Annotated in this window: 17 protein-coding genes and 1 pseudogene; 10 read left to right on the forward strand and 8 right to left on the reverse strand. The window is 55.7% G+C overall.

Features of this window, described 5'->3' with window-relative positions; all coding sequences use genetic code 11:
* Window positions 1-3 precede the first annotated feature (3 nt).
* The 4 genes from AC5S26_RS24145 to AC5S26_RS24160 are packed head-to-tail and all read right to left on the reverse strand — an operon-like array spanning window position 4 to window position 4,606.
* Window positions 4-1,734, reverse strand: coding sequence for an IlvD/Edd family dehydratase (locus AC5S26_RS24145; RefSeq protein ID WP_494187506.1), 1,731 nt, complete (start codon window positions 1,732-1,734; stop codon window positions 4-6).
* A complete protein-coding gene (locus AC5S26_RS24150; protein WP_494187507.1) occupies window positions 1,731-3,062 on the reverse strand; it encodes an MFS transporter in 1,332 nt (443 codons plus the stop codon). The genes AC5S26_RS24145 and AC5S26_RS24150 overlap by 4 nt, the downstream gene beginning before the upstream one ends.
* Window positions 3,063-3,093: 31 nt before the next feature.
* The gene (locus AC5S26_RS24155; protein WP_494187508.1) at window positions 3,094-3,804 is read right to left on the reverse strand and encodes a ribonuclease activity regulator RraA; all 711 of its coding nucleotides are present in this window, start codon (window positions 3,802-3,804) and stop codon (window positions 3,094-3,096) included.
* 16 nt (window positions 3,805-3,820) lie between these two features.
* Complete coding sequence (locus AC5S26_RS24160) at window positions 3,821-4,606, reverse strand: SDR family oxidoreductase (protein WP_494187509.1); 786 nt, start codon at window positions 4,604-4,606, stop codon at window positions 3,821-3,823.
* An 89-nt stretch (window positions 4,607-4,695) separates the two neighbouring features.
* On the opposite strand from AC5S26_RS24160, the gene AC5S26_RS24165 reads away from it, so the two are divergent.
* Entirely contained in the window at window positions 4,696-5,589 is an 894-nt protein-coding gene (locus tag AC5S26_RS24165) for a DUF6282 family protein (RefSeq protein WP_494187510.1), read from the forward strand.
* 154 nt (window positions 5,590-5,743) lie between these two features.
* Here AC5S26_RS24165 and AC5S26_RS24170 read toward each other — a convergent pair whose 3' ends face one another.
* Window positions 5,744-6,232 (reverse strand): VOC family protein, encoded by a 489-nt coding sequence (locus AC5S26_RS24170; RefSeq protein WP_494187511.1) that lies wholly within the window; start codon window positions 6,230-6,232, stop codon window positions 5,744-5,746.
* 99 nt (window positions 6,233-6,331) lie between these two features.
* Window positions 6,332-7,111, reverse strand: a complete 780-nt coding sequence (locus tag AC5S26_RS24175; protein ID WP_494187512.1) for a VOC family protein — start codon at window positions 7,109-7,111, stop codon at window positions 6,332-6,334.
* 122 nt (window positions 7,112-7,233) lie between these two features.
* Between AC5S26_RS24175 and AC5S26_RS24180 the strand changes: the two genes are divergently transcribed.
* The gene (locus AC5S26_RS24180; protein ID WP_494187513.1) at window positions 7,234-7,875 is read left to right on the forward strand and encodes a TetR/AcrR family transcriptional regulator; all 642 of its coding nucleotides are present in this window, start codon (window positions 7,234-7,236) and stop codon (window positions 7,873-7,875) included.
* A gap of 364 nt (window positions 7,876-8,239) precedes the next feature.
* On the opposite strand, the gene AC5S26_RS24185 is transcribed toward AC5S26_RS24180, so the two are convergent.
* Together AC5S26_RS24185 and AC5S26_RS24190 are read right to left on the reverse strand one after the other, a co-directional pair.
* A complete protein-coding gene (locus AC5S26_RS24185; protein WP_494187514.1) occupies window positions 8,240-9,049 on the reverse strand; it encodes a glycerophosphodiester phosphodiesterase in 810 nt (269 codons plus the stop codon).
* Between the two features lie 109 nt (window positions 9,050-9,158).
* On the reverse strand, window positions 9,159-12,689 hold the full coding sequence (locus AC5S26_RS24190; protein WP_494187515.1) for a TonB-dependent receptor domain-containing protein: 3,531 nt from the start codon (window positions 12,687-12,689) through the stop codon (window positions 9,159-9,161).
* 530 nt (window positions 12,690-13,219) lie between these two features.
* On the opposite strand from AC5S26_RS24190, the gene AC5S26_RS24195 reads away from it, so the two are divergent.
* The 8 genes and pseudogenes from AC5S26_RS24195 to AC5S26_RS24230 all read left to right on the forward strand — a co-directional run bounded on the left by AC5S26_RS24195 (window position 13,220) and on the right by AC5S26_RS24230 (window position 24,497).
* On the forward strand, window positions 13,220-14,479 hold the full coding sequence (locus tag AC5S26_RS24195) for a hypothetical protein (RefSeq protein WP_494187516.1): 1,260 nt from the start codon (window positions 13,220-13,222) through the stop codon (window positions 14,477-14,479).
* Window positions 14,480-15,157: 678 nt separating this feature from the next.
* Entirely contained in the window at window positions 15,158-15,670 is a 513-nt protein-coding gene (locus tag AC5S26_RS24200) for an SRPBCC family protein (protein ID WP_494187517.1), read from the forward strand.
* A 318-nt stretch (window positions 15,671-15,988) separates the two neighbouring features.
* Complete coding sequence (locus AC5S26_RS24205) at window positions 15,989-16,663, forward strand: carboxypeptidase-like regulatory domain-containing protein (protein WP_494187518.1); 675 nt, start codon at window positions 15,989-15,991, stop codon at window positions 16,661-16,663.
* Between the two features lie 307 nt (window positions 16,664-16,970).
* On the forward strand, window positions 16,971-19,331 hold the full coding sequence (locus tag AC5S26_RS24210; RefSeq protein WP_494187609.1) for an outer membrane beta-barrel protein: 2,361 nt from the start codon (window positions 16,971-16,973) through the stop codon (window positions 19,329-19,331).
* A 62-nt stretch (window positions 19,332-19,393) separates the two neighbouring features.
* A pseudogene (locus AC5S26_RS24215) lies at window positions 19,394-20,598 on the forward strand (GWxTD domain-containing protein).
* Complete coding sequence (locus AC5S26_RS24220) at window positions 20,595-21,482, forward strand: tetratricopeptide repeat protein (protein WP_494187519.1); 888 nt, start codon at window positions 20,595-20,597, stop codon at window positions 21,480-21,482. The pseudogene AC5S26_RS24215 and the gene AC5S26_RS24220 overlap by 4 nt, the downstream one beginning before the upstream one ends.
* A 1,208-nt stretch (window positions 21,483-22,690) precedes the next feature.
* Entirely contained in the window at window positions 22,691-23,107 is a 417-nt protein-coding gene (locus tag AC5S26_RS24225) for a lipid-binding SYLF domain-containing protein (protein WP_494187520.1), read from the forward strand.
* Between the two features lie 205 nt (window positions 23,108-23,312).
* Window positions 23,313-24,497, forward strand: a complete 1,185-nt coding sequence (locus AC5S26_RS24230; RefSeq protein WP_494187521.1) for a hypothetical protein — start codon at window positions 23,313-23,315, stop codon at window positions 24,495-24,497.
* Window positions 24,498-24,577 lie beyond the last annotated feature (80 nt).

Below are 24,577 nucleotides of genomic sequence, written 5' to 3' on the forward strand. Positions count from 1 at the left end.
GGTCTATTCATCCTTTTTCGCTGTTGTGCGGTGTCCTTCGCGCAGAAGGAAGTCAAAGTCGCAACCCTGGTCGGCCTGCAGGACGCAGTCTTCGAATAGTCTTGCGTAGCCGCGCTTCGCGGTTTTGCGTTGTCTAGGTGATTGCTTCAAGGCAGCTAGGCGTCGCTGCAGTTCGGAGTCGTCGATGAGGAGTTCAAGACGCCGGGCCTCGACGTCAAGCAGAACCTGATCGCCATTTTGAACAATGGCGAGAGGGCCACCAACTGCAGCTTCGGGTGCTATATGGAGGACGATGGTACCAAAGGCGGTTCCACTCATCCGGGCATCGGAGATGCGCACCATGTCTTTGACACCCTGGCGTGCGAGCTTCATCGGAATGGGAAGGTAACCGGCTTCGGGCATTCCGGGTGCGCCCTTGGGACCGGCGTTGCGCAGGACGAGGATGTCGTCAGCGGTGACGTCGAGATCGGCATCGTCAATGCGATTCGTGAGGTCTTCGACACTGTCAAAGACGACCGCGCGGCCTGTGTGGCGCATAAGATGCGGAGAGGCGGCGGAGTGCTTGATCACGGCGCTGAGGGGCGCGAGATTGCCGTGGAGGATCGCCATCGCGCCTTCGGGTTTAAGCGGTGATGCAAAGCTGCGGATGACGTCTTGATCCGGAACCAACTCTGCGGCGGCAATGGCGTCCCCCAGCGTGCCACCTGAGATGTTGGGAGCATCGAGATCGAGGAAGGCGGCAAGTTCGCGCATGAGGGCAGGCAGACCGCCGGCGTGGTGAAAATGCTCCATGTAATGTGCGCCAGAGGGCTTGAGGTTTAGCAGAACGGGAATCTCGCGACCAAGCTGGTCGAAGGCAGCAAGGTCGAAGGGTATACCTGCGCGGCCGGCTATTGCGATGAGGTGGATCAGGCCGTTCGTGGAACCGCCGATTGCCTGCAGGACAATCATGGCGTTGCGGATGGATGCCGACGTGATGAGGTCGCTGGGTTTGGGTGTCCCGGCAATAGCAATTTCGGTGGCGCGCTTACCGCTGGCTTCGGCAATACGGCGGCGGTCGGCGAGAGTGGCTGGCGCGGCGGCGCTCATGGGGAGAGCGAGGCCGAGTGCTTCTACAATGCAGGCCATCGTGCTTGCGGTGCCCATGACGGAGCAGGTGCCGACCGATGGGCAGAGACGGCCGCTGATGGTTTCTATCTCAACAAGATCGATGTTGCCGGCGCGGTGCTGCGCCCACATACGGCGACAGTCCGTACAGGCTCCGAGGACCTCGCCTCTGTGATTGCCGACGACCATTGGGCCGGTTTGCAGAACTACTGCCGGGATGTCGGCGCTGGCCGCGGCCATGAGCTGGGCAGGGAGGGTCTTGTCGCAGCCGCCGATGAGGACGACGGAATCCATGGGTTGCGCTACCATCATCTCCTCGGTGTCCATCGCCATTAGATTGCGCAGGAACATGGAGGTTGGATGGGCGAAGCTCTCGCCGATGGAGATGGTTGGGAAGACCATGGGTAGGCCGCCAGCTAGCATGACGCCGCGCTTCACGCTTTCGATCAGGTCGGGGACATTGCCATGGCAGGGATTGTAGTCGCTGAAGGTATTGGTGATGCCGATGATGGGCCGTTCGAGCGCATCGTCGGAGTAACCCATGGCTTTGATGAAAGCCTTACGGAGGAAAAGTGAGAAGCCGGCGTCGCCGTAGCTGGTCAATCCTTTGCGTAAGCCTGTGGTCATATCTGTGCCTCTGCCGGATGGAGGGTTGGCGATTTTGCAGGTCTGAGGGTGAGGATGAGAATTGACGAGCCGATCATGCAGGCTGCGATGAGGAAGAGACCGGAGTTGAGCGTGCCGGTGTACGTCTTTAGGAAACCAATGATCGCAGGGCTGAAGAAGCCGCCAAGGTTGCCAGTGCAGTTGATAAGCGCGATGCCAGCCGCCGCGGCGTTGCCGCCCAGGAGTGACGTGGGAAGTGCCCAGAACATGGCTAATCCCGTGATGACTCCTGCAACAGCAAGCACGAGACCGGACATCGCGATGGGTGTGTTGCTGCCGGCTTGTGTGCAAAGGATAAAACCGATTGCAGCCACAATGTTCGGCACGATGACGTGCCAGCGTCGTTCGCGAGTTCTATCGGAGTGGCGTCCAACGAACATCATGCAGATAAGCGCACAGGTGTATGGGACAGTTGTGAGCATGCCGATGTGGAATGCATCTTTGACGCCACTCTGACGGATGATGCTGGGCTGCCAGAAACCGATGGCATAGGAGCCCATCTCCATACCAAAGAAGATCGCGCCGAAGAGCCAGATATGTGGACTCGTAAACGCGGAGCGAATGGAAACATGGGTTTTCGATACCGATTCTGCATGGATTTCGGCGGCTACGGCGGCTCGTTCGCGTTCGGAGAGCCACTTGGCTTCGACTACGCGGTTGTCGAGGAAGAGGAAGACGACGACGCCGAGGAGGATTGCTGGAACGGCCTCCACGATGAAGAGCCATTGCCACCCAGCGAGGCCCTTGCTGCCGGCAAAGTGGTGCAGAATGAAGCCGGACAGCGGACCGCCGATGATTCCGGAAACGGGGTTTCCTGCCATCAGCAGGGCAACCATCGCGGCTCGGCGATGAGCTGGAAACCAGTAGGTGAGGTAGAGGATCATACCAGGAAAGAAGCCAGCCTCCGCAACTCCCAGCAGCAGGCGTGCTGTGTAGAACTGCATGGGCGTGCGCACTAGTGCCGTCAGTGCCGAGACGATACCCCACGTAACGACCACGCGGCAGATCCAGACGCGCGCTCCGACCTTGTGCAGCATGATGTTGCTGGGGACTTCGAAGGCGAAGTAGCCGAGGAAGAAGATGCCGGCGCCTAGTCCATAGACGCTGTCGCTGAACTTTAGATCAACCAGCATCTGTAGCTTGGCGAAGCTTACATTGACGCGGTCGACGTAGGCAATGATGTAGCCGATCACCAGGATCGGCATGATGTGCCATGCGATCTTGCGGTAAAGCAAATCGCCGACAGGATCGGAGGGGGTGTTTGGCGCGATATAGGTTGCGGATGACAAACTTCGACTCCGATCGACCGGACAAGTCTACCTATTTATCCTGTGCGGCGCGAAAGCTTGCGTACCTAGCTTTGGTTTCGGCGTTGGGCGGGTAAAGTCCGGGTAGCGGGAGGCCGGAACGGACCTCGTCGATAATCCAGGCTTCGAGCTTCTCCTGCTCAACTGCGGCTTCGACGACTTCGTCGAGGAGTGCGGCTGGAATGACGACGGCTCCATCGTCATCGACGACGATGATGTCATCAGGGAAGACTGCGACGCCACCGCAGGCGATGGGCATCTGCCAACCTACGAAGGTGAGACCAGCGACGGAGGCGGGGGCAGCGGTGCCCTGGCACCAGACCGGCAGATTGGTACGGAGAACGCCGGCGAGGTCACGGACGACGCCGTCAGTAATAAGTCCGGCTACCTCCCGGACGCGGATGCGCTCACAAAGGATATCGCCGAAGATTCCGGCATCGGTGACGCCCATGGCGTCGACCACTGCAACGCATCCAGCTGGCATGCATTCGATCGCGGCACGGGTTGAAGTGGGAGACGCCCAGGACTCAGGGGTGGCGAGGTCCTCGCGCGCGGGTACGAAGCGCAGCGTGAAAGCCGGACCCACGACGCGTGGTTGATCGGGGCGCAGGGGTTTGGTGCCGCGCATCCAGATGTTGCGCAGGCCTTTTTTTAGCAGAACCGTTGTGAGAGTCGCAGTGGTGACACCGGTGAGGATGTCGACTGTCTTCTTGTCCAATGGCATAGATTTTTGAGTACTCCTAAATACTGGGGATCAGCCCACCATCCACGCGGATGACGGAACCGGTGATGTAGGCGGCACGCTCGCTGGCGAGGAAGGCTACAACGTCGGCGTACTCCTCAGGGCTGCCGTAGCGGCCTAGTGGGATCGTGCCCTGACTCTCGGCGGCAACCTCCTCGGCACTGCGCCCTTCGCGCTTTGCCTTGGCGTTATCGAGGGCTGCAACACGAGATGTGGCGATGCGCCCAGGTACGACAATGTTGGCAGTAATGCCGTCTTTGCCTACTTCGCGAGCAAGCGTCTTCGACCAGCCGACGAGCGACAGGCGGAGCGCGTTTGAGATCGCTAGGTTCGGGATGGGCGCTATGATACCCGACGATGTGCTGGTGAGGATGCGGCCCCACCCCCGGGATTTCATACCGGGGAGAACGCAGTCGGTAATGGCGATGACGGAGAGAACCATCGCTTGAAATTGTTTGGCCCAGAGCATGGGGTCTTGACCAGCCGCAGAGGCAGGCGGCGGCCCTCCAGTATTGTTCACGAGAATGTCTATGGGACCCAGTTCGCTCTCGACCTTCGAGATGTTTGCGTTGATCACCGAGAGATCCGCGAGGTCCCAGATCAGACCGAGGTACCTACCGCCGATCGCTTTGAGTTCCGCAACTGTGCCGTCAATGGAAGTCGATCCGATGCCTGCCACAACAACGTTTGCGCCTTCAGAGGCAAGCGACTTAGCAATGGCGCGTCCTAGTCCGCCCCCCCCTCCCAGCACCAGGGCGGTCTTTCCCTTTAGTCTTAAATCCAAGTGAAGTTCCTCGTCACAGCATCATACTTGGTGCGGCAATACTTGCGAAGTGTCACCGGATACAATGGCCCGGCATGGAGATATCCGAGATGGTGAAGACGGTTTTTCTTAGCTTGATGCTTTGTGCCGCTTCTGCGGGATTCGCGCAGGAGAATCCTTTGGCGGGCGCAATTGATATTCACGCCCATTCAGCTCCAGATAGCACGCCACGATCGATTGATGCGGTCGACCTTGCCCGGCTTGCAAAGAGCCGTGGGATGCGTGGGTTGGTTCTGAAGAATCACTATGAGCCGACGGCTTCGCTCGCTTACATCGTTCGGAAAGAAGTGCCTGGAATCGAGGTCTTCGGCGGAATCGACTTGAACTTATCCGTAGGCGGGATGAACCCCAACGCGGTCGAGCACATGGCGGCTATTACGGGAGGATACGGGCGCTTTGTGTGGATGGCGACGTTTGATTCGGAAAATCAGGTGCGCTATTCGAAGCAGGATCGACCGTCCGTGCGTATTGCTCAGGATGGGCATCTAGTGCCGGAGGCCAGGGCCGTCATTGCCGTGATCGCAAAGCGCAACCTTGTGATGGCGACAGGACATTCCAGCGCGGAGGAAGACCTGTTGCTGGTGCGCGAAGCTAAAGCAGAGGGCGTTCAGCATATGATTGTGACCCACGCGATGATGCAACCGACGCATATGTCAGAAGCGCAGATGTTGGCCGCTGCGAAGATGGGGGCTTACATCGAGTTTGTTTACAACGGATTGATTGGTGCGGGGAAAGAGTACAACTTTGCAGATTATGCGAAGGCTATTCGCTATGTTGGGGTTGACCACTGCATTCTTTCGAGCGATATGGGCCAGCCGGGAAATCCACTGCATACGGATGGACTGACTGCGTTTTATGCAGGATTACGGGACCAGGGATTTACGCAGGCGGAGATTGATCGTATGGCAAAGGAGAATCCGGCGAGACTGATTGGTTTGCAGTGACCCGAGAGTTCTCTGAACTCAAACCGCTGACCGCGAGGTCTGCTGATTGCACGGGCTGCACGTGGGTCATCTACCTGTGAGACAAGTCCCCCCTGCTGCTTAGAAAACGTGGGCGCCCGTCACGGGACCGCGCCAGGTCATAGATTCCGCTTTCTTACGCCTTGCCAGCGCGCGCGGTCTCAATCGCGGCAATGTCGATCTTCCGCATCGTCATCATCGCATTCATTGCGCGTTTGGCGGCGGCGCGATCCGGGTCTTGTGTTGCCGCCAGGAGTGCCCGCGGGGTGATCTGCCACGAAAAGCCCCAACGATCCTTGCACCAACCACACATGCTTTCCTGGCCACCATTGCTGACGATGGCGTTCCACAGTCGGTCGGTCTCGCCCTGATCGTCGGTGAGGATTACAAAGCTGACCGCTTCGTTGGGGATGAACTTCGGCCCCCCGTTGAGGCCCAGGAAATTGCGTCCACAGACGGTGAACTCGACGAGCAGCTCCTGGCCCTCCGGGCCGGATGGCGTATCCGTGGGTGATGCGCTAGCCTTGCCGACTTGGCTGTCTGGGAAGGTGGCAGCATAGAATTCAGCTGCTTCGCGGGCTTTTCCGTGGTCAAACCACAGGCAGGTGGTCATCTTCTCTGACATCTTGTTCTCCCCTCAGCTTCTTCAACGTGCATGGCAAAGTTCGGCGGCCGTTCTCCTGCGCCTAGAGAACGGCTTCGCCGGATATGAAGTAGATCGCAGTTACGATTTTGGCCCCTGCATCAAAGCGAAGTGACCGCTCTGATCATCTGTAGCCTGTAGGATGCGTGAGCCTCCGGGGACATCCATGGGAGGCAACACTATTTTGCCGCCCGCATCGACTACACGTTTCTGTGCCCCCTCGATGTCGTCGACGGTGAAGTAGAACTGCCAGTGCGGCGGGATACCTTCGGGCATGCCGGGGGCTTTACGGTTCATCATTCCGCCGGTATAGAGGGGCTTGTCGGTCCGGAAGGTTTGGTAGACGCCTGTGGCGCCCATGTCGTGTGCGTAGTCTTTTTGCCAACCGTAGTGCTTTGAGTAGTAGTCGAAGGCTTTTGCTGCATCATCAGTGAGCAGCTCATGCCAACCAACGTTGCCCACTGCCATTTGATCCAGCCGTGGCGGAGCATCTTGTTTGTCGGGTTCGAAGAGCAGATACTTCACCTTTTGCGGATCCAGCACGACGGCGAAACGGCCGACGCCAGGGATATCTTGAGCGGACTTCACAATGGTTCCGCCATCTGCTGTTACAGCCTTCAGTTCTTCATCGAGCTTTGCGGTGTGAATGTGGCCCATCCACTCAGGAGGAAGCTCAGGCGCGCCTGCGCCGGCCCAGGTCATCATGCCGCCGACATCTTTTCCGTCCTTACCGAAGATCATGTATGTGAAGCCAGGCATGCCGGCGTCCCTAACATCCCAACCGGCGGCCTTCTTATAGAAGCTGACTGCCTTGTCCATATCATTGGTGACAAGTTCATACCAGATAAATCCGTCTGCCATTTTGTACCTTCCATTGGGCAACGTACCGCCATAAAGTAAACAACGTCCACATACGCTATCACTGGAAAGTGGATGCCGTCCACAAGCAGATACTCCGAGATACACTCTTCTTTGAACAGACGATGAAAAAGAACGTCACAATTGAAAAGCGCAAGACCTTTCGTCACGGCGATCTGCGCAACGCGCTCGTAACAGCTGGGCTTGAAATGGCCAGGGCGGGAGGACCCAATGCAGTCGTTCTACGAGAGGCGACCCGGCAGGCGGGTGTCTCTCCAAATGCTGCTTACCGACACTTTGCTGGCCAGGCCGAATTGTTGGATGCGGTGCGGTCGGCATGTCTGTCTCGGGTAGCTGCAGCAATTGAGGGTGAATTGAAAAAGTGCCGTTTAGGACGCGATACGCAGGTTTTTGCGCGAAAAAGTCTACGTGCGGTGGGCATGGGATATCTGGGATTTGCAATGAGGGAGCCGGGGATGTTTCGCACGGCTTTCTCGGTTCCACCACCGGTCGATTCTCCTGACCCGGCAAATACGGCGTCTATGGGATTGAATGCATTTCAGCTGCTTTCACTGGCTCTGGATCGCATGCGCGAGAGTGGCTTGCTCAGCAAGAAGGATCGTAAAGATGCAGAGTATCTTGCGTGGTCGACCGTTCACGGTTTGGCCCTTCTGGTGCTTGAGGGACCGCTACAGAAGATGCCGCATGACATGGTGCTAGCGTTGGGCCAGCGGCTGGTAGTCATGGTGGAGCGAGGACTCAGCTAGGCATTTGTTGTGCTGCTTTTCGCCGACGGGGCAGCCGTCAAGACCCGTTTCAGACAAGACTCAAGAACGCTCACATCTTTCGTCGCGAATCCCTTAGCTCGATTGAACTGGTGAGGATGAGCCGTGGTCGAGGGAGATGCCCTGGATGGGATAGAGTTTGCCGTCGAGAAGGTGCGGTCTTGAGCTGTGCACCTTCGATACCGCTTTCAGGAACGTCGGTTGCTGCACAGGATGCTGGGCGGCGCGGGAAGGCTACTGAGAGCAATAACGGGACGAGGGTGTATATCTACTCGCGGCAACCAGGAGGAGTGAAAGGACACCCTCTGAGCTGCGGTAATTCAGAGGGTGTCTCGGCGAGGCTATTTTAGCGCAGCCAGATATCGTACGGAGAATCGATCTGGAAGTAGGTCACGCCTAACTGGCGTGCCTTTTCGATGTCAGCATGGGCCGCTGCCATGGGGTCTGGTTTTGCGGCATAGTGATATTCGTTGATCGACACGACGACGGGGATTCCCGCTCGCTTGGCGAGTTCCATACTCTTCTCGTTGAGCGTGGTTCCATGCTCAAAGAGAAAGTAGGTCTTGGAGAGGTCTTCGCCGGCATCGAGCTTCTTCGCGGCTTCTGTCTCATTCAGACTGATGAGGGCCTTACCCTTGAAATAGTCTCGCGTCTCGGCGGTTCCGATAAACAGAGCGTTCTTCAAAAGGCCGTTCTTTTTGAGCGTTTGCTCCATCGACTCATAGTAAGTTTTTGGATGTCCCGGCTGCTTTGTATCGATCATGAGTTGGATCTTGCCCTTACAGAGAGCTGCGAAATCGCTGAACTCGAGAGGGTGAGACTGGTCGGCAGGAGAGGTCAGCTTGCTGATCTCGTCCATGGCCAAAGCACTGGGCAACTTGTTGACACCGAAGTCTCTGAAGGACATGTGATGCACAACGATATGCCCATCTTTGGTCTCGTCGAGGTCGATCTCAAGCATCCAATAGCCGCGGTTGATAGCTTCTTTGGCTGCTCCAGCTGAGTTTTCCGGATGGTGCTCGTCTACGACCCCTCCGCGGTGGCCGATGATCTTGACGGGTTCTTTTGCGTGAACGCTGATCGTGGTGAGTGATGCAAAGAGCAGAGCAATAGACCAGTGGGGGACGGTAGAGCGCAGTGGATTTTGTTTGAACATAGGAGTCCTCGTATCAAATCGATTTTCAGATGGAGCTACAGAAAATTGAGGGTGGAGGGCCGGTATGTGGCCCTCCTAATTAAGTGGTTGATGGCTTTCATGACCGAAGCTAGAAGAGGATCTTCAGAGCTAGCTGGATTTGGCGTGGCGCGTTGATCTGCGAAGAGATGACACCGAAGGTTGCGCTGGAGACGCCGGTATCAGGGGCTCCGAACTGAGGTGTATTGAAGGCGTTGAAGGCTTCGGCGCGGAACTCCGTCTTGACGTTGTCGCTGACCGCAAACTGTTTGAAGATCGATAGGTCTATGTTGCGCAAACCGGGAGACCGAAGATATCCCGAGGTACGCGACATGTTGCCGAAGGTGTATATGGCGGGTTGAGAGAAGTTGGATGTCTTGAAGTATCGGTTGAGTTTGTCTTCGACTCTACCGCTGATTCTTGCGTCTTCTCCGGTAGTGTTCGGGCGCTCACCGGGGTTGAGAATGTTGGCCACGTTATTCGCAGAGAATGCCAACGGATTTCCGTTGTGGAGAGAAAGAATTCCATTCATCTGATATCCACCCAGGAAGTTGTCGACAAGGCGATTCCACGAGCTGCCGAAGCGCTTGCCACGACCGAATGGAAGAGCGTAGACGCCGCTGATAACGAGGTTGCGGGAGACGTCGAAGGTGGAGAGGGAATAGGAATCCTGTTTGAGCGGGATGCTCGCGTCCTGATAGACGCCGTTGGACCCGTAGTTTCCGGCGAAGCCGATGGAGTTATCGTCAAGAGATTTGCTTCCAGTGTAGGAGAGGAGAAGCGTTGCGCCCTGGGTGAATCGCTTCTCAAGCCGAACCTGCACGGAGTCGTAACGGGAGATAGCTCCTGCAACGACGATGCCACCCACGCTGGTGAACTGAGGATAGGGAGAGAGGAGATACCTTCTCTGAATGGTGGGCCCGGAGATAGGTCCAACGATCTGCACCTGTCCCCTAAGCGGATTTGGAACGGAGGTCAACAACTGGCCACCCAGTGCAAGAGCCGAATCGGGAAGCTGATTGTAGGTGGGTGTGTAAGGCAGCTGAAGCCCGCGATTGCCGACGTAAGAAACGCCAACCAACCAACTTTGTGGCAACTGATATTCAAGTCCCAGGTTGTAGTTTTCTGTATACGGAGACGGCTGTTTACGAATGCTGGCAGAGATTCCAGCACCGGTGCTGGTGAGAAGTCCGAGCGAGCTTCCCGTTACGGGAGTGAAGACACCACCGGGGAATGGGTCGGAGAGATAGTTGTTGGGCGTGGCTCCATCGATCGTTCCCAAGTAGGAGGTACTCGTACGATAGCCAGTGTTCTGAATAGTCGAGGCGGCCTGGTTGGGATTGTTTGTGAAGAAGATTCCGTAGGCACCGCGTATCACGAGAGGTCGGAAGAGATGATAGGAAAAGCCTACGCGAGGTGAGAAATTCGTATACACCGTGTCAGTCACGTTGCGCGGATTGCCGTTCACTCCCGCGTACTGCAAGCCGCCCTTCAGGCCAGATAGCCCGGAAGTTGCAGCGAGAGGAGAGGGAGTATCGAGATCAAGAAAGGTGGTCTGGTCGTGCCGCTCGGTCCTTGGAACGAAGAGATCGTATCTGAGTCCTAGGTTGAGCGTGAGCTTGCTGGTCGGAGTCCAATCGTCCTGTAGATAGCCTGCGAAGTAATGACTGGTTGTGTTAACCACTTTGAAGTAATGGACGACCGTTCCCGATCCAAGACCGAGAAGAAACGAAGCAAACCCGTCTCCTGCAGTACTGGACGCCGTCAGAGCGTTGGGGCCCTGGGTGAAGTTGGTGCCGAAGCTGAAGTTGCCGGATGCCTGACCCACTTGGTTGTCGTTGTTTGCAAGAATTCGGAACTCTCCACCGAAGTTGAGGGTGTGGTGCGCCAAGATCTTGGTGTTGTTGATGAGAAATGTATCGGCGAGATAACCGGCCGTACCGATCGATCCGAAGCTTCCGGCTCCGATCTGGAGATATCCAGCTGGAATGATTGCAGGGAAGGTAAGCGCGCTCTTTGAGGTTGCCAGGGCCGAAGCGGCGAGATAGCCAGGGAAGCCCAGCGTTGTGGGATCGAATCCGCTGGAAGGAGCTACGGCATTTTGATAGACGTGGCTGACGCCGGCTCTCAGCTCAAAGATATAGGTGGGGCTTTTGGCGAAACTGTAGTCAAGACCTGCGCCGATCGCCGGTTGCGAACTGGTCGTGGAAGGTTGGGCAATTGCGATCTCAGGCGGAAGAAAGGGAGCGAACCCAGAGACAGGATTTCTTTTGGAGATGCGGAAGGATACGCGCTGACGGGCGCCGATAATCTGGTCTACCTTAATGTCGTACTGATTGATAGTGTAGGGAGCTGAGCTATTCGCGAAGTAGTTGTTGCGGCCGAAGGTTCCGGGGCGGTTGGGGAGAGGGAAATATTTAAGGATATTGGCCGAAACCGGGTCGAAGCGCCTGGAATCGATCTTGTTTCCGGCAAAAGCGCTCCGGGAGTAGCTGGTGGCACCAGTGGGCGATACGATCGCCTTCGTTGTCGTGGGATCGTAGATGGTGATGGGAGCGCCCGTGTTGGTTACGTCCGCTGAAAAATCTCCTGCGCGCTCGGCAAGGGTCGGAACCGTAGTCAAGATCGATGTGGCCTTGCCTTGACGCAGGCCTTCGTAGTCGACGAAGAAAAATGTCTTGTCGCGCCCGTTATAAAGGCCGGGGATAGAAACGGGGCCTCCGAGGCTGAAGCCGAACTGGTTGCGCTTGAAGCTCGCGAGCTTGACACCTGCCTGGTTGGAAAAGAAATCATTGGCATCCAGATAAGAGTTGCGGAAGTAGTCGTAGACGCTTCCATGCAGATTATTGGTTCCCGACTTATAGACGACGTTGATGATGCCGCCGCCTGTATTTCCGAACTGGGACGAGAAGTTGCTGGTCTGTACCTTGAACTCCTGCGTGGCGTCAACGGAGGGGAAGATGGCCAGGGAGTTGGAGTCATCGGTCGGAGGAGCAGAGGGTACACCGTCGAGAAGCACGTCGCTCGAGCCAGCTCTTCCACCGTTTACGTTGAACTGCATACCGGTGAAGGTGGAGTTGACGGTTCCCGTTACGCCGGGGACCAGAAGTACGAGGCTGAAGGGATTCCTCTGGTTCAGGGGAAGATTTTCGATGCTTGCGTTGCTGATGACCTGGCCGACATCGGAGGTTTGGGTCTCCAGCAGGGGAGCGGCCGAGTTGACCTCAACCACCTCGGAGGTCGAGCCGATCTGAAGGACGATGTCGAGGTGGGTGGTCTGGTCTACGTCCAGAACAATTCCCGACCGAACAGAGTGCTTGAAACCGGTGGCATCCGCGGTGATGCTGTAAGGTCCAGGGGGCAGGTTGGAGAAGACGAACTGTCCTTCGCCGTCCGTCTTGACCGTCGTCGATACATGGGTGCCTATATTGGTCACCGTTACGATCGAGCCGGGTATCGTCGCATCGCTTGAGTCGCGAGTTGTTCCCACAATGGAAGCTGTGATTCTCTGCGCCTTCGCTGCCGTATCCGAGACTAGATAGACACAGCCGAGCACAAGCGCAAATCGAACTACTGGATAAAGCCATGAAGGCAAAACAGACTGGAGTTTACTTTGATGCATACCATCCTCTGGGTTCAGATCGAATGAGAAATCATGGGACAAGTGCGCGAAGGATCACTGCTGTTTTTACAATGCGTTAACATCTCAAAGCGGAGATAGCTGAGCCTCGGGGCCGTACCGCATCTCATATCGAGTCGAGTTGTGTCCTGAGTGGTTTGTATCTCGTCCTCAGACACACTCCGTCGATCGCTGCAGGGCTCCCTTCGCGGGATATTGCAGCCAGGCTATTTCTCAAAATTTGAGGATCAGTTTTCTAACATCAAGCTAGGTAGGGATAACTACAAAAACAAGGTGGCTTGACTGTCTTTTTACTGTCGCGCAGCATAAGTCCCGTGAATATCTTCGGTTGCATCGAGGTTTTCACCATGGTGAAACGCTTGCTAAAGGCCCTGAGGTATTGTCTTCATCGTGTGTTCACAAATTTGCCTCGTCACACTTCTATAATTTTCATAAGTTCAAACGGCATGGCGCAGGAAATCAAAGAAGCAGATCCTTTGATCCACACTTTCGAGAGCGACTCGAGGTGGCAGTTGATCGAGAGGATAGTATCGACTCCAGGATTCGCACGATCTGCGCGACTTTCCAGCTTCCTGATATATGTTTGCCGGCAGAGTATTGTCGGCAGGGGCTCTGAACTTAACGAACAGATCATCGGAGAGGTCGTTTTCGAACGGGCTGTAGGGTACGATCCGCGAGATGACAATATCGTCCGGTCACATGCGAGCAGACTGAGACTTCGCCTCGAATCATACTTTCGCGAGGAGGGAGCATTTGAGACGCTCCGGGTAAGTATCCCGCGCGGGAGCTATGTTCCGGTCTTCGAACGGGTCGCAGGTGAACCGCTTCCGGCTAGCCTCGAAGAGGCTCCGGCCAGCCTGCCGCTCTCCACGATTCATCCTGTGGCGGCGCTGGGACAGCCTCCGCAAAAGAGCTATAAGCATTTGGCGATATGCTCGCTTATCGTAGCGGCTGTGAGCCTGATCGCACTGGCGTCGATCTATCTTCGCTCGATTCATCTGACCGCACGAAACGAGACACCGACGCATAAATTGTGGTCGCAGATGTTTCAGAACGACCAGAACACCCTTATCGTTCCAGCGGATGTCGCGCTGGTGATGGGGAACCTGATCTCGGGGCATTCTATCGACCTGGCCGAGTATGCCAGCGGTCGTTACAGGACAGACGCCATTTGCGAAAAGCCGTGCGACCGGCGTTTGCTGCAAGAGGTCGAGAGTCGCCGTTACACGTCGATGGCCGACCTGAAGTTCGCAGCTACCTTGACCCGGCTGCCGGAAGCTTTTCCCGACCGAACCCAGATTCGCTACGTTCGCGACCTGCAATTGGAAGATTTCAAACAGTCCAACCTGATTCTCGCGGGCTCGCTGATAGCCGACCCCTGGCTGAATCTACTGGATCATCAGATGAACTTCATCCTGCATGACGACCCGTCGGCCGGCCCCTTGCGGGTGGAGAATCTGAAGCCGGTAGGAAATGAAAAGAGAGAGTACGTCTTCAACAACAACGATCCGCAGAAGCTGGGATTGGCTACGGTTTCGTTTCTGCCGAACTTAGGCAGGACGGGTAATATTCTGCTCGTCCAGGGATTTACGCTGGCTGGAACCGATGCAGCCGCCGAGTTTGTTACCAGCGGGAAGGACTTCGACGCTCTCTTCAAAGCCTACGCAGGCGACAAAACAAGACTGCCGCACTTCGAGATTCTGTTACAGACCATGGACGTGAATGGCATGGCATCACGGCCGACTGTTCTAGCATGGCGTACATATCCCTAGATGCCTCTTCGCTTTCTTTGCTCGAAAGCTGTAGGTCCCCAGATGAGATAAGCGCCGTATGCTAATGAGCGCCCTCGATGCTCGGCTATCCGAGAGTGGTCCAGATAGTGCTCGACTCGGTTTCCACACCACACGACTGGCATAACTATGCAAAGCTCGGATGGCCTCTTTCAATTCTGTGCCAGCCTGCTCTCTCTCTCCCAGGAACTATTGATGGGAATGGCGGTCGACTTTGGAATTATTATCCTTCTACTATTTAATTAATTTCCTGCTCGCTGCCTCCTTGTAGCCGATCATCCCGGTTCGACGTTTTAGCTCTACTGCGTATATTGCTGAATTCGGCAATATAGTCTCCCAGAGAAGATAAAAAGCCATCGTATTCAAATTTCCATTTTTTGATGGGACCTTCAACCCGCCGCCAAAGGGTAGCGAGGAGTATGGGCCCACATTCTCACTTTCGGACTGGGCGAAAGCGAACGACCAGTTCGAGGCGGGCAGGGAGGCGGCTGGATGCGGGGAGGAGCGCACTGGTGATTTATCACTAGTTAAGGAATCACAGGCTTCAAAATGACATTGAGTAAAGCGGACGGCTCTGTGAAAGGCCTTTAAGGAGCAGCAGTCGTTGGCTTGCTCACGATCCTGATCTTCTTTATCGGACAAACTTGTCGGAGACAGCGTATGCGAAGCGATTCGTCAGGCAAAAATAGAATAGAAGTAACCGTAACGATACGACGTCCGGTGGAGCAGGTCTTCGCCTTCTATCGAGACTTCAAGAATCTGCCTATTTTTCTCGGGGATGTCATGGCCATCGAGCCAACAGGTCCGACAAGTTCTCGATGGACGATAAAAGGTCCTTTCGGCATTCAAGCGCACTGGACGATCAAAGTGACCGAGGAGCTCGAGAACGAGCTCATTCGCTACGAAACGGTTACCTCTCCCATCACAAGAACATACTGGGAAATATATTTCGCCCCGGGACCCGAGCCAGGCGAGACGGAAGTTTGCGAAGTGATGAGATCCCCCGGAGGGAAGCTTGTGCAAGCGGCTCTGGCGCTGATTGGAAAATACCCCGCCCAGGAAGTCGCGGCAAATCTGCACAGATTCAAACAAGTCATGGAGACGGGTAAAGTGACAGACACAACTTATGCTGTGCCAAATAAATTTTCTCAACCTTTAGACAACACGATTTGAGTAGGAAGGATCAGCAATGCCTGCCCACAAGTTTAGTTACAGATAAACTTGTGGCGATGAAGGTGCATTATAAGGTAAAAATCATAAATACGGATACTTATTTATCCCAAAAAAAAGGTCGCTTATCCCAGTTTACATAGATTTCATCCCTGATCGTGTCAGACCCAAAAACGGATCACCTTTGTAATCCTTTAGTTACAGAATTCGCTATTTCCCCCATTTTGGGCACGATGATTGCTTTTTATCCCAGAAAAATCCGGGTTGCCCACTACCGGCACTGCAGCGTTGTGGGCAGAAAGCAATGAATCAGGGGGAAGCATGAAACCTTCTTTCAGCTACCTGTCACAGCTTTTTGTGTTGCTCCTGGTCTCCTTTTTCGTCTCCGAACAACAGCAGGGTTCGATTACCGGTGGTCTGAACGGGGAGATCACCGATTCGACCGGAGCCGTTCTGCCTGGTGCAGCCGTCACTCTCATTGGTCCGCAGGTAACCACGACCCTCACCACTGATAACCTCGGTCGCTTCCGAGCCATTAATCTCACGCCGGGCTTCTATGAAGTCATCGTGGAGAAGCAGGGCTTTATGAAGCTTCAATCCAAGGGCAACGAGGTCGTGGTCAACGCCAACTCCTCCCTGAATCTGACGATGCAGACTGGAAGCGTCTCCGAAGTCGTCGAAGTCACCAGTGCCGCAGTCGCGATCGACACCCAAAGCACCGCCATCACCAGCAATCTCACCGACACCTTCTACAACAGCGTTCCGATGCCGCGAAACGTCTCCGCAATCTTCTATGCGGCACCCGGCGTCGCGGCCGGGCAGGTTGCAGGTTCGCCGATGCAAATTGGACCAGGTGCTGCGAATCCTTCCATCGGAGGATCCTCGGGGCTGGAGAACCTGTATGTCGTCGATGGTGTGACCATTACAGACCAGGCCTCGGAAGCATCGGAACCTATAACCGCTTCCACGGCTCTCTCGGAACAGGTATCAACCTAAAGAGGTCGATGTCAAGACAACCGCCTTCGAACCGCAGTACGGCAAAGCCACAGGCGGTATCGTCCAGATCGTCACCAAATCCGGGAGCAATACCTATTACGGCGCCCTAGGAGCGTACTTCGGACCAGGATCCTGGTATGCCTCCCGCTATCAGTACTACCAATTTGGATTCCAGCAGATTACCCCTCCCTCCACGCTCTCCGGCCCTCAGTACGACGCGGTCGCAGAACTGGGAGGCTATGTCCCCCACTTCAAGGACAAGCTGTTCTTCTTCGGAGCCTTCAATCCCGCGCTCAGGCAGGACATTCTGCAGGCCAATCCGAACGCACCCCCGGCGAGCGTTGCGCTGGGCGCACCGGAATACAGCACGACCACGCTAAGCTGGGCTGGCAAGATTACATACCGCATCAATACTTCGACGACATTTGAGGCCTCAGCATTCGGAGACCCATCACGTCATAACACTCAACCGCTCGCAGTAACACAGAATGCGCTCTCGTCTTTCTTCCCCATCACCACAGCCAGTTCATGGCAGTTCGGATCTCGCAACGCAGTCGCACGCCTTACCCACTCGATTACTCCTTCATGGCTGGTAGACGCCTCTTACGCCTATAACTACAACCACTTCGATGAACAGCCGGCGACGGCCGACTATAACATCACCGACACGAGCCCGAATTCTCTTCCCACTTCGCTTCCTTCCGTCGCCTCCGGGCTTGGCGGTTATGAACCATCGAAGAACAACACCTGGAGCATCGCCGCTAATACTTCAAAGACCTTCGGATTCTTCGGCCAGCACACCCTCTCCGCAGGCTACGCTTACGATCACACCAACTTCCATGACGAGCCTTCGAGGTCCGGGCCGCTATACCCCATTCCAAACCAGAACGCAGCGGGCCAGACCTTATCTTCGCTCTTCTCCCAAATCCCGGCCCGCGCGATTGGCGCTCTGACGAATGCACTGTTCCAGATTTCGGCGACCAACACTACTGCGGCGCTTACCACAACGGATCGCACCTGCACGCAGTGCCCCATCAATAAGTATGGCCAAAAGATCTACGCCTCCAACACTCGCGGAACTTACCAGGGTCTGGTGGTTGACGCCTCAGGCCGTTACCACACCGCTTACGGCAACGACGTCTACCAGATAAACCGCTTCGTCACCATCAACGCCGGTGTTCGATGGGAACAGCAGAGAGTGGCAGGCAATCTGCTTTCTTACGCCTTCACCGGCAGTTGGTCGCCACGCATTGGTATCAACATCGACCCGCTGGGAGACCACAGAAGCAAGCTGTTCTTCAACTTTGGCCGCAACTACTGGGCAATGCCTCTGGATGCAGCCATCCGTCAGCTCGGTAACGAGCAGGACGATACCAGCTACGTCTTCGCCCCGGTCATCAATGCCGATGGCTCGTACACCATCATCCCAGACGCTGCCCACAACCTGAACGGCCTTCCACGTTCCACCAGCGCCACCGGCGTTGTCTCCAGGTTTGGTGGTCCAAACTTCTCCTCCTCCACTGGCGAAGGGATCATTCCCGGAACCAAGGGTGAGTATGAGGACGAGTATGTCATCGGAGTGGAGCGAGAGCTGACTCCATCGATCGTCTTCAAAGCCCGCTATACTGACCGTCGCCTTCCCAGAGTGATTGAAGACATCACGGCTTACTCTCCTGAGGGATCGATGATTACTCCCAACAACGCCGGTGGTATTGCCAATCCTACTTCCGGAACTGATATCGCAGTCAACGAGCAGGAACTCCCCTACACGCAGGCGCAGTTCCTGGCCGCGAACCCATCAGGCAATCCCAGCACCTTCAACTACAGGCCACCAGTCCCAGGATGCACAGCATCCAGCGACACTTTCTTTGCAGTTGGCGGCCCGTTCCTCAATGGTCTCAATCAACCCGTAGGCGGAGCCTGCTTCCTGAATCCCAACACGATGGATGCGCCCCCAGGCGATGGAATTCCGGACGGATTCGTCAATCCCGTTCGCCGCTACAATGCCGTCGAGTTCCAGATCGACAAGCGCTTCAGCAACCACTGGCTCGCGCTCATCAACTTCCGTTGGGGCAACCTCTGGGGCAACTACGAGGGAGCCTACCGCAACGACAACGGACAGTCCGACCCTGGAATCAGCTCGCTGTTCGACTTCACAGAGGGTAAGCTGGGCCTCCTCGGCGACCAGTTCACCCCAGGCTATCTCAGCACCGACCGCCGTACCGTTGGAAATCTCTTCATCAGCTATAACATCGGCACGGATACTCCGTTCCTTCACGCAGCCCATGGCCTCACATTTGGCACCGGCCTGCGCGGCCAGTCCGGAGTGCCGCTTAGCCGCCTTGGGGACCACCCCATCTACCTCAGTCAGGGTGAGATTCCCATTGGAGGCCGTGGCAACTTCGGACGCACACCGTCGACTCCACAGCTCGATCTGCACCTCGACTATCCAGTCCCGCTCGGTTCGAAGTTTGAAAAGTATCGCTTGAAGGTGGCCATGGATATGTTCAACGTAACCAACAGTCAGTTCCAGACAGGCAGAATCCAGTACCTCCAGACGCGAGCTGCAGGTGTGGGTCTTGCGCCCCCTCTCAACCTGGACTATAACCGTCCGTCGTCCTTCCAGACACCCTTCTACGCTCGCGGCTCTGTCAGGTTTGAGTTCTAAACCGAAACGCAGTCTTAAACTGACGGGAGAGGGTGTATCTTCTCCCGTTTCTCTTGAGGAGTATGCCTCCTTTGTCTACACGCCTCTGCCAACGCGTCCTGCTGATCCCACTTCTGTTCCTCATCACGTCACTCTCGCTCCACGCGGTCGACTCGGTAAAAAATCTCTCCCCGCGTTACCGTCATTGGATCGAAGAAGAGGTCTCCTACATCATCCAGAGCGATGAGCGCAAAGAGTTCCTCTCCCTCAAGTCCGACACCGAACGCGAAAACTTCATCAACGCCTTCTGGCAGATCCGCAACCCCGATCCCGATCCGAGATCAACGAGTACAAGGAAGAGCACTACCGCCGCCTCGCCGACGCCAACGCCAACTTCGGAAACATCAAGGCGCAAGACGGCTGGCGCACCGACATGGGACGCATCTACATCACCCTCGGCCCGCCGGAGCAGCGAGCTAATTATCCCGCCGCCCGCAACCTCCGGCCCATCATCATCTGGTTCTATCAGTCCAAGACCCCCGCGCTGCCCCCGCACTTCTACATCCTCTTCTACAAGCGCAGCATCGGCGAAGACTTCACCCTCTACTCTCCCTACCAGGACGGCCCGGTGCGCCTCGTCACCGGACTCGAGGCCAAGAATGATCAGAAGAACAGTCTGGATATCATCAAGCGTTCCCTTGGCAACGAAGTCGCCCGCACCACCATCTCCCTCATCCCCGGCGAGCCCGTCAACCTCAACGACTACTCCCCGAGCATGCAATCCGACGTCCTGCTTAGCACAATCAGGGGCTTGCCCGACAACGACGTCGAAAAGGAACGCCTCTCCCAGCGTCGAGGCGCCCGCGAAAGCATCACCACCAGCGTCTTTCTCGGATCCAACACCGCCTCCGCCCAGACCGCCATCTTCCGCGACTCCACCGGACGTATGACCGCCCACGCCCTCGTCTCCTACGAACGCCCCGAGCCCTCCATCATCGGAAGCCTGCCCGGCAAAGAAACCGGCTACTCCCTCACCCTCCAGACCTCGGTCCTCACCTCCGACGGCAAGGAAGCTATCTACCAGCAGAACGATAAGCTCACCGCCAGCGTCAGCGATCTTGAGGCCACCGACCTCCGCCTGAAGCGCTTCGGAGCCGAGACCCGAATCCCGCTCTCTCCCGGCCAGTACCAGATCGTCTACACCCTCACCAACGACCTCACCCACTCCGCCGTGCGCCAGCGTATTAATGTCAAGTTCCTGACCCGGCCCAGACCAACTGGACCATGAGCAGCATTCTCGTCTTCTCCTCCAAACCCGCAATGCGCGACACTGAAGGGAAGCTCCCCTTCAGCATCTCCGGTCTCCGTTTCAGTCCTCAGGGAGTGCAGCAGGCACTGCTGCATGCCGGTGAGCCTCTCCGCCTCGTCTTCCAACTCTGGTCAAGGCCTGCCTCACCCTCATCCCGTGAAGGTCAAAAGGTCAAACTTCACTATGTCCTCGGCTCCGTGCAGGCAGGAACAGAGCCACACCAGGAAGACGAGGAGATCGACGCCAGCAGCTTCGATGAGTCCTGGACGCTACTCACCGGACATACCCTCTCCACCGAAAGACTGGCAACCGGAAACTACCGCGTCGTCGTCACTGCCAGCGATCTGGCAACACAACAAAAAGCCTACGCAACCTTGAACCTTCGTGTCGTCAACGACACCCTCGCCACCGACCTGTGGACCGCTTACGACACTAGCGAGGGCAATGGCCGTGGCCTTGCCATCGACGACTACAAGCGCGCCCTCACTGCCATGATGTCCGGCCAGAACGACCGCGCCATCTCCTGGCTCCAGCGTTCCATCGCAGATGATCAGACCTACGTGCCCGCGCTCGACCTCCTCGTGAGCGTTCTATCGCAGAGCAGCCGTCACAAAGAGGTCGCCGATCTCACCAGTGCGCATCCCATCCCCCACGAGGTCAGCCCACAAACCGCCATCCTCATCTCCCAGGCCCGCGCACAAACCGGTGATTTCAAAGGTGCGACCAGCTTCCTTGAGCAGCAGCTTCAGGTCCAACCTCCCGCCGCCGATCTCTACCTCGCGCTCGCAAGCATCTACGAGAAGCAAGGCAACATCTCCAGGGCCGAGGATTACAAGCAACGGGCTGCAAAACTCACCAACTGATCACAGACAAAGAAACGGGTAGCCAAAGCTCTCCGCCGTCCCATACGAATCAAGCGCATGCTGTTCTCAGGAAAGTACTGTCGTACCTAAGTCCCCAGTATTTTCCCGCAAAGTGCTCTGCAGCTGAAGTTGCGCTTCAGAGCAAGCTGTCCGAAGCGCCGCTAGTCGTTCGCGTCGTTGTTGTTCTCGATATCCGCCCTTGGGCGCCGTAACCCACGTTGGCGCGACAGCTTATCTGTGTGCTTGCGAGCAGTTACACGGAGAGTTGTTGCTGACTCCAATGCGTCTGGAGCATGTTTGGACGATTGATGCGCAGTTGTTCTGCAGCAGAAGCCCGGCTTGATCGAAGAATTGGGCAACCTGCAGCATCAATAAATTCAAGGTCCTTTGAGTTTCTGACTCGAGTCAGCATAATGCTCCTCACCATTGCAGGCTGCAATTTGCCGAAACAGCATAGACAATGCCACGTCAATGGAATAGATTAGCAGCGAAATCGGAGGGAATTCACAAACCGGGTGCCGTGACGATGAATCAGAATTGAGGTCGATCACAGACTTCCACTGGCACGTGAAGACCCATCTGAAGCGTCTCAAGCTGACCGGTCGACTGGAAGATCTAACAATCAACCGGACGGCGGAGCTAGTTGTCCAGGATGCCGCAGCGTCTTCAGCGACTGCCGGAGACCACAGAAAATGGGCCGAGATAATCACCAGATAGCGACCGAAAGAAATAACTAACTCGAAGACATCCCTGAACAAGATCGAAAATGAAATCCATATTTTTCATATGTCTTAGCAGCAGCAAATTCGACTCGATTGCAAAGATCGTCGTGCCTTCGCAACTCCGCAAGTCGCAGTGAACGAAATAGAAAAGGAGAAACAGTCATGATTCAAAACGAGGTTCACACTCGAATCACAAGATCAGTCGCCCTCGGTAGTGCAGCTCTTTGCATAGCGATGTCCGCCTCGGCCTATGGTGCGGACAAGGGCGAAACCGAACAGGCTCGAGTAAAGGCCGCCGGAGAAGTACTCACAGAGTTAATCAACAGTCCCAGTGGAATCCCCATGAGCGTTCTTAACAAATCAGAGTGTGTAATCATTCTGCCTTCAGTAAAAAAAGCGGGCTTCATCGTTGCCGGTTCATATGGACGAGGGACTATGAACTGCCGCACAGGAGAACATTTCGATGGTCCTTGGAGCGCTCCGATTATGATGCAATCGAGCGGCGGCAGCTTTGGTTTGCAGGCAGGCGGCCAGGCAACAGATTTTGTCGTCTTGGTAATGAACGACAAGGGGGCCCGAGCCTTAATGCATGGAAAAGCCAAGCTAGGCGCGGATGCGAGCGTCGCAGCTGGCCCCGTAGGCCGTGACGCAGAGGCCTCTACGAACGCGGCTATGAGTGCCGAGATGTTGTCATACTCGCGAGCTCAGGGGGTTTTTGCGGGTGTTTCTCTCTCGGGAACTTCACTTGGTCCCGATGGGGGAGCCAACGATAATCTGTACGGCAAGAAGGTCTCTGCTGAACAGATATTCTCCGGCAGTGTTACCACGCCTGAATCCGCAAAGGAGTTGATGTCGACGCTGCAGGAGAAGTCTCCCTCAAATGCGTCGAAAGGGAAGTCGTAAATTCGACCCTCAGAACGTCTACGACTCTGGGACAGAGTTCATGGGAATCTTACGCGCACTGCATGAACGCGCTCTAAAGATTGCATGATGCCCGCAGAAGACGTCAAAACGGCTGGGAGCATCGCGTATCTCGGGCTAGCCATGGGTCAACCAGTGGTTGAGCGACTTTCGTTTTGAACGACAATTCACCAGTCTGGAGGGAATCATGGACCAAAATGCCAATCTTGCTTCCCGTCCGTTCTTGCTCATGGAAGGTGGACCTTTCTTTCATATTCTGAAGCGGCTCGGACACATAAAAATGAATGCTCCCTACTTAAGAAGAAGGGCGTTGTTTGGAGCACTAATCACATGGGTGCCTCTACTGATCTTGTCGCAAATGCAAGGACTGGCTTTCGGACACACGATACCCGTTCCATATCTGAGTGACTTCAGTGGCTATACCCGCTTTCTTCTTGCTGTACCGCTGCTCTTGCTGGCAGAAAACATCGTCGGGCCGCGCATCGGACGGTCCGCTGCACATTTTGTCGTCTCGGGGGTTGTTCCGGAGAAAGACTACCAACAATTTGACAAGTTTGTTGAACTCGGCCTACATTCCCGCGACTCCGTAATTGCGGAGGTAGTGATTGCGATGCTGGCCCATATTGCCTCAATGATATCGTTCCTAACTATTCCGAATCGGGCCTCAACCTGGTATCGAACTATCTCGGAAGGAGGTACATCACTCACCTGGGCTGGCTACTGGCTAATCGGCTTTTGCATGCCTTTTTTTTGGTTCCTGGTGATGCGATGGTTATGGAGACTCTTTCTCTGGTTTCAGTTTCTCGGAAGGGTTCGCAAACTAGACCTACAGATCTTCCCCACCCACCCAGATGAGGCCGGAGGGTTAGGTTTTGTAGGTGGAGCGCAACGCTTTTTTGGGATTATCCTCTTCGCATTTTCACTTGCAAGTGTGGGAGTTCTTGCTCGCTCAATCGTCTATGACCATATCCCACTAGCCAACTACGCCCCTGCAATTGTCACTTATGTAGTGGTTGCAGTTGTCGTCGTGACTGGCCCGCTGATGGTCTTTTCAGGAATTCTCCTCAAGACAAAGCGTAGCGGCCTCTATCAATATGGAGCATTGGCGACAGCCTATACCGGATCCTTCCACCGGAAGTGGATCAAACATGATGATCCGCAGGGCGAACCGTTGTTGGGTACTGCGGACATACAATCGCTTGCTGATTTTGGCAACAGCTTTGGATACATCGAAAAGATGAAACCCCTCCCGGTTGATCTCCGCACGCTGCTGCACCTCGTGGTCGCAAGTCTGCTTCCATTGGCACCTCTGCTGCTGACGGTTATGCCGCTCAAAGATATTTTGAAACTGCTTCTCAAGTTGCTCGCGTAGTCACACAAAAAGGAGGGGCCTAGTCGGACGGCTTTTGCTCGGGCACACCAAGCTGCAACGGCCCAACCGGACACCATGTT

This window comes from Edaphobacter sp. FHG110511_03, assembly GCF_059115365.1.

Coding starts and splice junctions, on each gene's coding strand:
- AC5S26_RS24145 (WP_494187506.1), bottom strand. CDS start 1,734: ATGACCACAGGCTTACGCAAAGGATTGACCAGCTACGGCGACGCCGGC.
- AC5S26_RS24155 (WP_494187508.1), bottom strand. CDS start 3,804: ATGCCATTGGACAAGAAGACAGTCGACATCCTCACCGGTGTCACCACT.
- AC5S26_RS24165 (WP_494187510.1), top strand. CDS start 4,696: ATGGTGAAGACGGTTTTTCTTAGCTTGATGCTTTGTGCCGCTTCTGCG.
- AC5S26_RS24170 (WP_494187511.1), bottom strand. CDS start 6,232: ATGTCAGAGAAGATGACCACCTGCCTGTGGTTTGACCACGGAAAAGCC.
- AC5S26_RS24175 (WP_494187512.1), bottom strand. CDS start 7,111: ATGGCAGACGGATTTATCTGGTATGAACTTGTCACCAATGATATGGAC.
- AC5S26_RS24180 (WP_494187513.1), top strand. CDS start 7,234: ATGAAAAAGAACGTCACAATTGAAAAGCGCAAGACCTTTCGTCACGGC.
- AC5S26_RS24185 (WP_494187514.1), bottom strand. CDS start 9,049: ATGTTCAAACAAAATCCACTGCGCTCTACCGTCCCCCACTGGTCTATT.
- AC5S26_RS24190 (WP_494187515.1), bottom strand. CDS start 12,689: ATGCATCAAAGTAAACTCCAGTCTGTTTTGCCTTCATGGCTTTATCCA.
- AC5S26_RS24200 (WP_494187517.1), top strand. CDS start 15,158: ATGCGAAGCGATTCGTCAGGCAAAAATAGAATAGAAGTAACCGTAACG.
- AC5S26_RS24205 (WP_494187518.1), top strand. CDS start 15,989: ATGAAACCTTCTTTCAGCTACCTGTCACAGCTTTTTGTGTTGCTCCTG.
- AC5S26_RS24220 (WP_494187519.1), top strand. CDS start 20,595: ATGAGCAGCATTCTCGTCTTCTCCTCCAAACCCGCAATGCGCGACACT.
- AC5S26_RS24225 (WP_494187520.1), top strand. CDS start 22,691: ATGATGCAATCGAGCGGCGGCAGCTTTGGTTTGCAGGCAGGCGGCCAG.
- AC5S26_RS24230 (WP_494187521.1), top strand. CDS start 23,313: ATGGACCAAAATGCCAATCTTGCTTCCCGTCCGTTCTTGCTCATGGAA.